We start from the raw sequence: 14,104 nt of genomic DNA, 5'->3' as shown, positions 1-14,104 counted from the left end.
CTTTACAAGCTATATGTATGCTGTAAAAAGAAGGACTATCTCAATTTGCTGAATCTTTTACATGAAATGTTGTATCACAGCCTGTAATGACTAACGAGAGCTCATCTTCCAGATTGATTTCATAAGGTGAAACGCTTCTTCCCTGTTCTTCAATGATTCTTATAATTGGACGATCACTAACATGGGCGTTCTGTTTCGCTACAACCCCTATGCAACCATCACTTAGTGTTACCGTTAGTCCGACTGGATAAATGGCAATAGAACGGCGAAATGCCTTCACGATTTCTTCATCAAAAAGGGTGCCAGCTCCAGCAAATAGAATCTCCAATCCATTATGTGGAAGCATCGCCCCTCGATAAATACGATCGGATGTAACGGCATCAAACACATCTGCCACTGCAATAATCTTAGCATAAAGATGAATTTCATCGGCTTTTATTCCACGGGGATAGCCGGAGCCATTTAGTCTTTCGTGGTGCTGATAAGCACAGTGGGCGACTAATAATGAGACGGTTTTAACATTGCGCAACATATCAAAGCCATCTTCGGCGTGCTTCTTAATTTGTTTAAATTCCTCCGCTGTTAACTTTCCTGGCTTAAACAAAACCTCTGTTGGTATTTTCATTTTTCCAACATCGTGTAAAATTGCTCCCAACCCAAGAACTTCAAGGTCTTTCGTTGATAAACCGAGCTCCTTCCCAATAGCTAAGGAATATAATGTTACATTAAAGGAGTGGGTAAAAATATAATCATCATAAGTGTAGACATCAGATAACAGTGACAATAGGTTTTCATCATTCTCAATTTGGGCATATAATTCACGAATAATACCTGTCAAGATTTGTGAAGCTTTTTCAATCACAACTGAACCAGGTAAAGTTTTTACTGCTCTTATTTGCTGAAATGTTTCTTGAATGGACGAAATTGCTTTTGTTTTTAACTCTCTTGGAATAACGTCTTTATAATCAATATCACCTGTCTGTGCATCTTTTACATAAATATATGGAATCCCGATATCTAATAACCGCTGGATCAGGCTTTCTTGCAACTGAACACCTTCGCTTAATAGAATTTGCCCTTTGTCATTATATATGGATCGCGCAAGGATGGCCCCAGGTTCCACAGACGTTGTTGCTACATATCTCATGTCAAACTCCATTTCTGGTACTTTTTTTGTTTGCCTTTATTCTACCATATCCTTTCATTTATAGTCGCTCATCAGACTATAGCACTGTTTTTTCACGTAATTTGTCAAAATGTGTGAGAAATGGTAAAAACCATCCTGCTCATGAACGGATGGTTTTTATCTGTTGACAATCGGATGCTAGTACTCTCTGCCAACCGCTGACATTTTGATATGGCGTCCTTAATCATGGGTTTTAAAAAAATCATTACACCATTTTTAATAATGCATCTTTTCCGCTCATACCTTTGCGAATGCCTAGTGCTTCCGCTTCATAAGTAACCGATTCAAGCGGCGCTTCTAGTAGCTGCTCGATCGTTTTCACTCCGACCGCACGACCAGCGATTACTTTCCTATCCTTAAGCTTTTCATTTAATAACGCAACGTCCAATGCACCGCACATAATATAGCCTTTATCACTCGTTACAACAAGCAAATTGGTTTTAGGTAGAACAACAGACACGCTTAAAAATGTATGATCTCCAATTTTAATCGGTGATAAATCAATCATTTTCAACGCTCCCTTCCTCTCTTTCATAATCTATGCAAGGAGTAGGAAAAGCGTGTAAAATATTAGGCTCCCGTTTTCTGTAAATCCTTGATAGATTAACGGGAAGCCGATTAAATTTAAGATGAATCTAAGAATATGTACAACCGTTTTGCTGGCCATTCAAATTCATAATGGTCCGAACCAACTATCAGGAATTAAAGAAGCGCATATTGCCAATTGATATGCCCACATATAATTAAAGAGAAATAGTCTGTATATGTACTAAAAAAACTAACAATGCTGGGACGATGCTCACTCCCCCGCCGCCTAACCCGCCAAAAGAGCCGATCGTACCTGGTACTTGCCCTATTGATAATAAATCAATCGATAACTCCCAGAGTAATGTTAAAATAAATCTAACTGTCTTGGTGCAAGATTTTCATATTCAATTTTCATTAACTCAATCAACTCTTTGCCATTATCTGCAGCATCTCCCCCAGAGTTATTATTGAAAACAACATATACGTTTCGACATTCATTTTGCAGCATCTTTAAGCGATTAACCCATTCCCGCAATTCCTCTTCATTATAACGATACAAATAGCGAACCTCTCTCCAATTGACATCTGTTCGCTTCTGCCAGCCATGTATATTTCTACCATGAAATCTGACAAGTACCTTATCTTTTCTTGTCGTTTTTAAAACGATCGGTATTGAGCCCTCACCAGCTTGTGGTTCATCACAAATGCTATGGATCCATTGCTCTTGTTCCATGAATTGAAGTGTGCGCTCATAATAAGCCGGCCAAAACCAAGATTGATGTCTGAATTCTAACGCAGACGGAATATCACCCATTTCTTGCCTGCACCATCTCAAGTATTGCACGTTCTCTTTTTTACAGTCAAACCAAGGAGGAAATTGAAACAATACCATAGCAAGCTTGCCGGCCTCTATATAAGGAGTAAGAGAATCTTTAAAAGATTGAAACATCTCCTTTTTACTGTCGAAAGGAATTTCCCCCCGCTGGTGCCCCGTCATTCCTTGATACGCCTTGACGATAAATTGAAAACTCGCCGGAGTCTCCTCCACCCATTTTTGAGCATTTTTTAGTGGCTGAACCGCATAAAAACTTGAATCTACTTCCACTGTTGGAAAATATGAAGCATAGATGGCCAATTTATTTTTCTTCGATGCTTCAAGCTCATAAAGGCTATCATGGTCTCCCCAGCCAGTTAGTCCAACATAGATCATTTTTCCACCTCCCTCCAAAAAATCGTATTATCAAAACTTTTATAAGAAATAGGTTATAAATGACCTAGTTAGAGGGCTTTGTAAACAAAAAAAATTGCCATCTTCTGAATTCTAAGGTTTGATGAGGTTACCACACGACACCAAAATCCCTAAAATAGGAAGTGACAAGTTGTACCCTCAAATTATAACCTATCTATTAACTTTTATAAACTATCAAGAACAAAGCATTCGAACATTGCTTACCCTTCTTGTGGGGAAGAGTATGTTCGATAAATCTGTAGAAACTCCCGTAAATAAACCTTTTCGAAAGCTTCAGGTAGACGAACTTCCCGTCATTGTCGTCCCCGAAAAACTTGACTTCTCGCGGAGCAAACCATTGAAACCAGTTCGAAGACATAGAAATACAGAAATAAGGGTCTCAAAATCCATGGTCTGCCCCAGTGTGGTGCTCCATCGGACTTTCTTTATGCCAATAATGGAGCCAAAGGACAATTTCAATGTAAGGTGTGCCTGTCTTTTCAGGGATAAGAACTGTTTTTCTAAAGTGGCTATTTTAACTGTGCCAAAAGGCTTGATAAGATCAAGGAACGAGAAGATTTTCACATATTTAAAATAATGCCTGTTCTTACTATTCAAAGGAAGTTAAATGCCCTGTCCTCAAAGGAGAAAAAACAGTTTTAAAAAGACCCTCAAGCTTTTAACTGGAATATTCCCATTTTGACCATAGCTTCTCTCATCAAATGCTAAATCACAATTACTTTGGCGCCGTCAGGGGTAAAAATAAATTCCCTTCTAATATTTTGATCACCGAATGAGGACAAGGTTTGCTTTTTTTCAGCGTTCTTTGTCCCCATGAACCTCTATGAGGACACGCTTTGCTTTTTTTCAGCTTTCCTTGTCCCCATGAACCCTTTATGAGGAAACACTTTGTTTATTTTTGGCTTTCTTTGTCCTCATGCATCCCTAGAAGGGAAAGTACCTGTTGTTCATCCAGAGTTATCAGCCTTGCCAACCATACCCAGCCCGATGGACAAAACTCATTGAGTTCGCTCAACAATGGATTATCCAACAGAGGTTTGCCTCACTTTTTGTTTAGCAGAGCCCTTGAGTTTTTGAGCTGTTCAGCAATCGGCGGAGCGAACTCTTGACAAACTGAGCTTGCCAATGGTTTAAAATGGAAATAACCAAGAGCTATTTGGTATGCCTTCTTTTTGCCCCCTTTGCCCTTGTTACCCCACACACAAACCATTGGCGTGTTTGTCAAGAGCGATTGCGTGGCCATTCCACCTATAAGAAACCTAAACATCTAAGTAGTTCACTACCCACAAAATAATAAGCACTTTTTTAGAGTGAATCGATTTTAGTAAAATGAATTAAAAAAACGAAGCATGATATGGCAGCCCTTTATAGGGAGCTTTATGAAATGGATTCAATACACTCATTTTATTTCAAAATAATAAGCTCCTGTCAACCTAAAGCGCTCCATAAGATTGCAAAATGATCCTGAGTTCCGTTTCGGTCCCCGACCAGATTAGCGCTCGCTTTCAAATTTATCCGACTTCCTCACTGAATTATAAGGCTGTTGAGGACGATGGAACTCAAATGAACACAGAAGCAGAAAAGCCCAGAGAGAGATTCTCCACAATTTAAACTGTCCCTTTGCGTGCGCTTTTTGGCATGCACATTGCCGTACAAACGGGATTAAATATTTAATCTACTTCTGCGCCGGACGTAAATATGCGAAGGCAGCGGTTTTGCGACAGCAACGAGATCGACCATTTCTAAACGCAACAAAAAAGAGCAGCCTAATGGATGCTCTTGCATTTATTCTACAGTGGGCGTCTCTCGTAACATTCAACTTCTGCTTTCTAAATACTCGATCGTATTTCGCAACCTCTTTAATCCTTCGATTACTTTTGAACGGGGACAGCCAACATTCATGCGCAAATAGCCCTTTCCACCTTCCCCATAAGTTTCACCAGACATAATAGCAACTTTACCATGATGCACAAGAGCTTCTTGCAGTTCTTCATTTGTATATGAGAAATTCGTCATGTCAATCCATGCTAAGTAGGTTGCTTCAGGAATATGGAAAGATGCCTGCGGTAAATATTCCTCTAAATACTCTTTGATCACGATCATGTTTCCTTCAATATATCCATTTAACTCATCCACCCATGAGGCGCATTCATTGTATCCAGTCATGATTCCAAGAGCACCTAAAGTACTTGCTGAAGAGAGACCATCTTTATTTTTTAAAGTTAGCAAAAATTTCTCCCTCAGCCTTAAATTAGGAATTAATGCATATGAACCACCTAATCCTGGAGTATTAAAAGTTTTGCTTGCCGATGTACAAATACAGATGTTTTCTAAGTCCTGTCCTCCATTCAGGATCGGGATATGGTGATAAGGCTTGCGCACAATATCCATATGAATTTCATCGGAAATTATAAATACTTTATGCTTTTTGCACAATGCCATTACTAGTTCTAATTCTTGTTTTGTCCACACACGACCTGTTGGATTATGGGGGCTGCATAAAAGCAATACTTTCGCTTTTGCATGCGATAGTTTCTCTTCCAAGTCCTCAAAATCAATCTCATACTTGCCGTTATGCTGTTTTAATTTATTCGCAGACAAAATTCGCTTATTATCTTTAACTACTTTGAAAAAGGCATCGTATGCAGGTGTTTGCGTGATAACGTAATCTCCTTCATCTGTTAGCAATTCAATCATTTTAGAAATGGTATAAATGACTGTCGGACTGTAAACAATCCATTTTTTTTCGATTTCAGTTAAAAATCTTTCGCTATACCATGCCGCAATTGCCCCTTTAAAATCATCATGATTCCATCTAGTATAGCCAAAAATCCCATGCTTCAAGCGCTTATGCAGCGCTTGAAGCATATTTTCCGGGCATTTAAAATCTGTATCCGAGATAGAAAATGGCAACAGATCTTTTTCTCCAAACCTATCCTCGATGTAATCCCATTGTGTACAGTAAGATCCTACTCTATTTATCACTTGATCAAAAGAAAATGTCATTGTTCTAACCTCGTTGTTCTAGCTCTAACGGTAAGCTTGCTATTATAAAGGAGGAATTATGACTTTTCATTTTTCCTTCTCTAACATGCAAAACAAACCGTTTCCGCTATTCTTTTAAATCATTTTTTCAAGCTCCGTTTTCACTGCTGCTACTTGCGTTCCAATAATGACCTGTACATTGTGTTCATCAAGAACCACTACTCCAAGTGCGCCGCAGCTTTTTAACTCTTCTTGATTGACTTTGTTCATATCATCAACCACTATACGTAAACGTGTCACACAATTATCAAGTGAATCGAGGTTCTCTTTTCCTCCTAAGGCTGCTAAAATACGCTCGACGTCATATTTTCCATTTTTCTTATAAGCTACCTCTTTCGTGCTCACATCTTCAGCAATTTCCTCACGACCTGGTGTTTTTAAATTGAATTTCAAAATAGCATAGCGGAAAACGATATAATAGATTGCAAACCAAATCACACCAACAACTAGAACAAGATACCATTTCGTATCCATTCCTTGTAACACTCCAAAAATAAGGAAATCTAAAATACCGCCATCTGTATTGCCAATCACAACACCAAGCAGAGCCATGACCATAAAGCCTAGTCCTGTCAAGATGACATGAATTCCATATAATACTGGAGCAATAAATAAGAATAAAAACTCAATTGGCTCCGTAATCCCTGTCACAAATGTAGCAATAAAACCAGAGATTAATAAACCTTTAATTTTTTTGCGGTTTTCAGGACGTGCAGTATGATAGATTGCTAGAGCAACTGCTGGCAGTCCGAACATAAAGGTTGGCATTTTTCCTTGAGAGAGAAATGCTGTTGCTGATGGACTAATAGGAGCACCACTTTGCAGTTGTGCATAAAAAATATTTAATGCTCCAGAAATCGTTTGACCATCAACAATTTGTGTACCCCCTGCCTCTGTAAAGCGAATCATGGCAACAAGTATATGATGGAGCCCAAATGGAAGTAGTAAACGTTCCCCTGCACCAAACAAAAATGGCCCGAATACGCCCGCCTTTTGAATCGTATTTCCAATTCCAGTGATAGCCATGGCGAAAATTGGCCAAATCATCGGTAATACGATTCCGACTATCGCTAATGTGAATGCTGTAATAATGGGGACAAAACGAGCCCCGCCAAAGAAAGCAAATGAGTTAGGCAATTGAATATCATAAAAACGATTGTGCAATAAATAAACAATAATTCCGACAATAATGCCGCCAAGAACACCCATTTCTAATGTTTGAATGCCCATTACCATTCCTTGACCGGCTTCTCGTAATTTATCTGCCTCTGCTAATTGATTTGTTTCGGTTAAATAAAAATTAATCGATAAATGCATAATAACGAATCCGACAAATCCAGAAAAAGCAGCAACTCCTTTTTCATAACGAACAAGCCCTAACGGGATAGCCATAGCAAATAAAACGGGTAAATACGTAAATGCAAATCCGCCGATTGTCGACAAAAAGCTAAAAATCGTTTGTAAAACAGAATTTCCTAAAAACGGTATTGTTTCAATGGTTGAAGAACTCGTAAACGAACTGCCAATCCCTAGCATTAACCCCATGAAAGCTAGCAATGCTACAGGCAGCATGAACGTTTTGCCTAGTCCCTGAAAAAACTCCCAAAACTTTGACCTTACACTTCTGTCCTTTCCCATATCTGCATCTCCTTTATCTCCATACTCTATCGCTAGAATAACTCCCGCTACAGGCTACAGCAAGCGTTTTCAAGATGATTGTACGGCGATACATTTTTTGTACAGCGCTTACATTAAGTCTTTTTCTTAAGTGAAAAGGAGTGCATATCACAAAGTAAAAAATGTTAGCTTGATCAAAGCTTGTTTAAATAGGTAAGGATAATGAAATCTAAAAGGACGGCCAATGGAAATCTTGAACTCATATCGAGCTCTCCATCATAACAGCTCGTAATATAAGCATGGAAAGTTAGGTCCACTTCCTCCTTTAAGCGACTATTTTTTCTACCTACTAATGCAATTGTTTTGACCTTTCTTTCTTTTAAAATATTGGAAAACTCTAAAATATGTAACGTCTCTCCGCTATACGAAACCAAAATCGCTAAATCATTCTCTCCCATACTATTAGCAACACTTCGAAGTTCATCCCAATCCTCACGTGCATTGCATATTTTCCCTGAAAATGTAAGCTTCCTTGCTGCATCAACACAAACTGGCAGAGACGCACCCACCCCAAAAAATTCTACATAATTACTTTCTTTTATATACTGGGCTGCTTTCATCATCTGTTTTTCATCAATTTGCTGTAATGTTAATTCCAATTCCTTTTTTACTCGGTGAATATGAGAGGATAAACCATTAGGAGAAGTAGTCATTTCTTCTTCCCTCTCCCGAGTCATATATTTACTTAATGTATATTTAAGATCTTGAAATCCATCATATCCGAGCTGCTTGCATGTTCTGCTAATCGTTGCAGTAGAGACAAATAATTCCCTGGATAAGTCCTTTAAATTGGAATGAGCAATACGTTCAGGATTCTCCAAAATATATTCCATCACCTGTTTTTCTAATTGACTTAATTTATCTCTATGTTGGGATAATCTTTTTAAAAAAACTTCCATATTCCTCACCAACTCTCACATTTTTACAAAATACACTCTACTAACAGTACTCTTAAATTACTTATTACCTCTTTTCCCACTGCTCTTTCAATCTGTATAAAATGAAGAGTAAGAAAAATTAAAGTATTCGTTTTGGACATGATCAAATTTAAAAATATAAGCATAATAATTACTGGAGATAAGCATGTACATTCTATCTCTTCATTATACATGCTTATCTATTTAGAGGTAAGAACACCGAAAAAATACTGCCATTTTTACAAGATTGTACTTTTATATAACCACCTTGTTCGGTAATAATTTTCCGAGAAATATAAAGACCAATTCCTATCCCTTCCACATCAACTGTATTTTGCCCGCGATAAAACCGCTTGAAAATTTTTGCTAGTTCTTGCTCCCTAATGCCTATGCCATTATCAGAAATGTCTATGCGAACAAAAAATTCATAGCTCATCACCGAAATAGCGACCTTGCCTCCCGCATGAGTATATTTCACAGCGTTATCCAATACATTAAAAATGGCCTCAATGGTCCACTTTTTATCCAAAATAATCATCGTTTCTTTATTCTCTTCAAATAAAAGATCAATATTTTTTTTCTTTGCTTTCTCATATACTTGTTTTACCGCCTGAAGAATAACATCATTTACACTTTCCATCTGCATCTTTAATTCAATAATTCCACCTTCAAGGCGGGACATTTTTATCAAGTTATCTACTAAAAAGGCAAGTCTTTCAAGTGATTGACTATACATTTGATAATACTCTCGATGCTGCTCTGCTGTTAAATTCGGCTCCTGCAACAAATCACTAAACATTTTTAAAGAGGCAACGGGTGTTTTTATTTGATGCGAAATATCCGAAATCAGGGATTTGATTTCGTTTTTTTCCTGATTCATTGCCTTATTTTGCGCTCTTAAGATACCGCTTAGTTTGATCACCTGATATTGTAGCTTTGAAAGCAAGGTATCTTCTACATCTGAAAAAACTTGCCGCTCTTCTAAGTCAATCATTCTATCAATAAGATTTGAAAGGTCAATGAGCATCCTGTCTATATGAGATTTATAGAGGTTATCCATAAATATTAATGCCAAAAACAATGTAAAGGTTCCTACCCCACATAAAAAAATGATTGATGCTCTTTCATTGATTAACCATGCAATAATCGGAATCGCCAACGCAATGACAATGGAAATTAGATAGATCCCTTTTCGTAATTGTTCTGTTTTTTTCATCATTACGCTCCGAAGGTATAACCAATACCAAATACAGTAATAATATATCGAGGATTTTTCACATCGTCCTCCAGTTTTTGTCGCAAACGACGAATATGAACACTTAACGTATTCTCATCAATATAATCCCCATCAACGTCCCAAACTCGTTCTAAAAGCATAGAACGAGTTAGAACCTTACCTCTATTTATAATCATGTATTCAAGTAATTTATACTCTTTTGCTGTTAATTTACACTCTACCTTATTTTTTTTGACAAGCATACGCTCAAAGTTAACCTCTAAATCCTTGTATTGGAATCGTTTCTGTTCCTCGTTATTGTTTTGAAAGCACCGGAGAATAGCCTTTACTTTATGCCTGAGCACCTCAATGGAAAATGGTTTAGCCATATAATCATCACACCCAGCATGAAACCCCTCTAACATATCTCGCTCCGTATCATTGGCTGTTAAGAAAATAATAGGACAGCTACTGTTTTCACGGATTTTTTTACAGAACATTAAACCATTGCCATCAGGTAAACATATATCTAATAAAAATAGGTCAAAATGTTGTTTTGAGTAATTTTCAACCCCTTCAAAAAAATTATAAGCGACAACTACTTCATGCTTGTCCTTTTCTAATGCAAGTTGAATTCCTCTGTTTAAGAGCCTGTCATCTTCTAATAGAAGAATCGTTGCCATGATTTTCACCTACCTTAAATCGTATAGTGAGAAAGACTTCTCTATCATATTAGGACGATTTATATATATCCTAAGTTTCTCGCTAGTTAGTTTCCGTTTCACGAAGTCTTTCGGTGACGCTATCTTTTACAATTAGCCTGTAAATAATATTCGGTACTAGCAGACAAATCATAAAAATGATTACAATCAATGTACTCATCAGAATGAAAGGATAGTCAAAAGTAGCATAATCAGCAATTTTTGGAGTGACAACAGACATTGCATAAATCACTGCATTCCCAAGTGTCATCATTATTATCAATGTAATGAACGCATAATAGAAGCCTTCGTAAGTAAGCATTCGATGAACTTGTTTCTTGGTCATTCCAATACTCTCCAATACAGCCAATTCCTTAAGTCGACTATGCACACCTGTTACCATAACATTAACAAAGTTTAACAATCCAATGAAAATAAGAAGTATCGAGATACTATCTGCTAATATATTCATGCTCGTTATCGTTGAATCAAAAGCGGCTGTCACGTCGGATTTAGCTTCAAATACATATTCTCCAGACGAAACTTGTGTATTTATATTTTTTAACCTGTTTTTCACAGCTGGTTCTCTTGAATCATCAACATTCATTTTTATAAAAAATGCTGTGGCATTATTGGTAAATTTATTCATAAACGTCTCACTAACATAGATAGCTGGTATTTCACCAAACCTATAAGAATAGAGCTCGTATTCACTTTCTTTCGAATTAAAAACTCCACCAATCATAACCGAAGTTTCTTTGTTCGTATCCTTTTCTTTTAAAACAACTTTTTTTCCAATCATATTTTCCATATTTTCATAGTTCATGGAATTGCTAATGATGACCGTTTCTCCTTTTTTGAATGCCCTTAAATCTATTTGCTGATGATGGGTCTTGTTATAAGATTCGACATAATCGTCACCAACGGCAATCAGTCTCGTTCCATAATCCTCAAGACTTTCTACATGTGAGAGAAATTCTTTATATGATGTAAATTGTTCCTGTCCCTTAAAATACGGATCATGATAATATACTCCTTTTAAAATGGGCGTTAACAGCACATCATCATACACAACACCTGAACGTACAGATGTAATGATCTCCATCTCTGAAATCTCGTCCATTTTGGATAGCTTTGCTAAAAAATGATCATCAAATACCTCTTTATCCACTGCTGTACTTTGATAGACAAAGTCATCAGGGTAGTAAGTATCAAGATAGTTTTCCACTTTCAAACTATCCAGAAAGCCGTTTACGCTAAGCAAAGTGAGAATTCCCAGTGTTAAAGAGGCAAATACAAGAAATGCCCTTTTCTTCACTCGAAAAACATTATGAAGTGCCATGCGATGAAGTTTGCTACCTTTTGTAGAACTTCTATTTTTTTTCTTGCTCACAACACCTGTATACCGCAACGCCTCTATTGGTGAAACACTTCCAGCCATTTTTGCAGGTTTACGACAACTAAGAAAGATTGTGAAAAAAGCAAACAAGGCTGTTCCAACAAAAATAATCGGATGAAAAGAAAGATCATTTGGCATCGCACTGTACATGCTGTCATCCTGAAATATTTTCATCGCCATTGGCACAACACCAAAAGAAGTTATAAAGCTTAAAGCTAACCCTAACGGAATGGCGACAAATGATAGACGGTATACTTGATTACGTACAACCTTTCTAATTTGTTTTGGCGAAGCACCAATAACTTTTAACATTCCATAAAAGCGAATATCCTTTGCAACAGATATGTAGACCACATTGTAAATAAGCAAATAGCCACTTAATACAATAAAAAGGGAGATTGAACATATTACTGCTATTGCGGTCATTGTAATATTTGAGCTTTCTTCACTTGTATCAAAAGCTCTATAAAGCTCTTGTCCAGGTTTTAACGCTATATCTTTTTCTATTTTTGAATAAGCCTCTTCCTTCTGTGCTCCTATTTTTGTTGAAATCGATAAGATCCCATTCTCCTCCAACGTAAAGCCGCTGTTTTTTATATATTGTTGAGAGACAAGAGCTATCCCTACTCCACCATTTCCATAGTCTTTGTAATTTGTAAACCAGCCAGAAAGTCGAAAACTCTCTGACATTTCACCATTTTGGGTAACATAGGAAAGAGGAATTGTCATATCCAATTTAGGATTCTCTATTCCGAGCAGGCTCAATGCTTCTACAGATAACATCATTTCATTTTTCCGAACAGGATAGTCTCCGTTTATATGACTAATGGCAGGAGTATACATACTTTCCCACTGACTTTCATCATAGAAAATCATAGGAATCGCAACATTTGCGTTATCTTCTTTATACTGCTCAATTGTCCCAGCTTTCACTTGAATTCCAGCCGCTTCTATATAGTCAAGCTGTTTAATTTTATAATATTGTTCCTCTGTAGGATGATCGAGAAAGATAGAAGCCGTTGTTCCAGCCGCTCTTATTGTCATGGTGGAATAATTCTTCGCAAAGCTTATGCCAATACTAAATACAGTAGCAATCATATAAGTAGTTAAAATGATTGCCATAACAGCAAACATGTTTCTTGTTCGGTTTTTTTGAATGGAGCGTTTGGAAAGACGTTTAATTGCTGTTTGATTATTATTTTTATGCATGCTCCTTCGTCTCCTTGGCAACTTTTCCGTCTTCAATTCGAATCATTCGCTCTGCCATTTGGGCAATTTCTTCATCATGCGTGATCATCACTGTCGTTTGGTGATAGCGCCGACTTATCGTTTGCATCAGCAATAATACATCAAGACTCGTTTTACTATCCAAATTACCAGTAGGCTCATCGGCAAGAATAATTGCCGGTTTAGCTGCTAAAGCTCTTGCAATCGCCACCCTTTGTTGCTGTCCTCCAGAAAGATTATTTGGCATTGCGGTCAACTTATTTTCAAGACCTAGAGTCTCGATAATTTCATTAATAAAGCGTTTATCTGGGTTCGCACCATCAAGCTCGATAGGCAAAACAATATTTTCATATACATTGAGAATTGGAACCAAATTATAATTTTGAAAGACAAATCCAATGTTACGTCGGCGAAAAATGGTTAGTTCCTCATCTTTCATTGTATAAATGTCCCTGTTCCTGAACATAACATGACCAGAAGTAGGACGATCAAGACCGCCCAACATATTTAATAATGTCGACTTCCCACTTCCAGACGTTCCGATGATTGCCACAAATTCCCCTTCGTCTATGCTGATAGAAACTCCATCAAGGGCCCGAACTTCGCTATCTCCTTCTCCGTAAATCTTTCTGAGCTTATTGGTTGCTAAAATACTCATTTCTACTCTCCTCCAATTTCTATCACCACTTGTTAAAAGTAAGTATAGCAATCACTTCTTACGATTTCGTGACGAAAATTCTTACATTATCGTGAAGTTGAGGAACATAACTTATTAGTGAAAAAGGAGAGAAATACTTTACTGATCATCGCCATACAAACGATAAAAAAACCTAAGGGGTTGGTGGTGACCCCACAAAGTTAGAGTTTTTATTAAGCAGCTGATTGGCTGGTTTGAGTTCGGTATTGTATTGGACTTAAACCAGCCAATTTTACTTTTATACGCTTATTATTGTAGTAAT

Annotated in this window: 11 protein-coding genes; all 11 read right to left on the bottom strand. The window is 37.3% G+C overall.

What is annotated here, in order from left to right; genetic code table 11:
- Window positions 1-40: 40 nt before the first annotated feature.
- The gene (locus FCJ93_RS10750; RefSeq protein WP_095311376.1) at window positions 41-1,147 is read right to left on the bottom strand and encodes an HD-GYP domain-containing protein; all 1,107 of its coding nucleotides are present in this window, start codon (window positions 1,145-1,147) and stop codon (window positions 41-43) included.
- A 244-nt stretch (window positions 1,148-1,391) separates the two neighbouring features.
- Window positions 1,392-1,694: a YunC family protein gene (locus FCJ93_RS10745; RefSeq protein ID WP_095311379.1), complete on the bottom strand. Its 303-nt coding sequence runs from the start codon at window positions 1,692-1,694 to the stop codon at window positions 1,392-1,394.
- A 384-nt stretch (window positions 1,695-2,078) separates the two neighbouring features.
- Window positions 2,079-2,924, bottom strand: coding sequence for a DUF72 domain-containing protein (locus tag FCJ93_RS10740; RefSeq protein ID WP_137743670.1), 846 nt, complete (start codon window positions 2,922-2,924; stop codon window positions 2,079-2,081).
- A 1,854-nt stretch (window positions 2,925-4,778) separates the two neighbouring features.
- Window positions 4,779-5,969 carry a MalY/PatB family protein gene (locus tag FCJ93_RS10725; protein WP_095311397.1) on the bottom strand — a complete coding sequence of 397 codons (1,191 nt, stop codon included), beginning with the start codon at window positions 5,967-5,969 and terminating at the stop codon, window positions 4,779-4,781.
- 114 nt (window positions 5,970-6,083) lie between these two features.
- Window positions 6,084-7,646, bottom strand: a complete 1,563-nt coding sequence (malX, locus tag FCJ93_RS10720; RefSeq protein WP_095311399.1) for a maltose/glucose-specific PTS transporter subunit IIBC — start codon at window positions 7,644-7,646, stop codon at window positions 6,084-6,086.
- Window positions 7,647-7,819: 173 nt separating this feature from the next.
- Window positions 7,820-8,584, bottom strand: coding sequence for a MurR/RpiR family transcriptional regulator (locus FCJ93_RS10715; protein ID WP_095311401.1), 765 nt, complete (start codon window positions 8,582-8,584; stop codon window positions 7,820-7,822).
- 214 nt (window positions 8,585-8,798) lie between these two features.
- Window positions 8,799-9,818, bottom strand: coding sequence for a sensor histidine kinase (locus tag FCJ93_RS10710; RefSeq protein ID WP_095311404.1), 1,020 nt, complete (start codon window positions 9,816-9,818; stop codon window positions 8,799-8,801).
- A gap of 2 nt (window positions 9,819-9,820) precedes the next feature.
- Window positions 9,821-10,501 carry a response regulator transcription factor gene (locus FCJ93_RS10705; RefSeq protein WP_095311406.1) on the bottom strand — a complete coding sequence of 227 codons (681 nt, stop codon included), beginning with the start codon at window positions 10,499-10,501 and terminating at the stop codon, window positions 9,821-9,823.
- 82 nt (window positions 10,502-10,583) lie between these two features.
- A complete protein-coding gene (locus FCJ93_RS10700) occupies window positions 10,584-13,127 on the bottom strand; it encodes an ABC transporter permease (protein ID WP_095311408.1) in 2,544 nt (847 codons plus the stop codon).
- Window positions 13,120-13,803, bottom strand: coding sequence for an ABC transporter ATP-binding protein (locus FCJ93_RS10695; RefSeq protein WP_095311410.1), 684 nt, complete (start codon window positions 13,801-13,803; stop codon window positions 13,120-13,122). The genes FCJ93_RS10700 and FCJ93_RS10695 overlap by 8 nt, the downstream gene beginning before the upstream one ends.
- A 212-nt stretch (window positions 13,804-14,015) precedes the next feature.
- The coding region (locus FCJ93_RS25880) for an IS3 family transposase (RefSeq protein WP_170211189.1) at window positions 14,016-14,104 on the bottom strand (89 nt) is incomplete at its 5' end.

It is taken from the genome of Robertmurraya siralis (assembly GCF_005502275.1).
Taxonomy (GTDB): Bacteria; Bacillota; Bacilli; order Bacillales; family Cytobacillaceae; genus Robertmurraya; species Robertmurraya siralis.
This window is presented reverse-complemented; position numbering and strand designations above follow the sequence as displayed.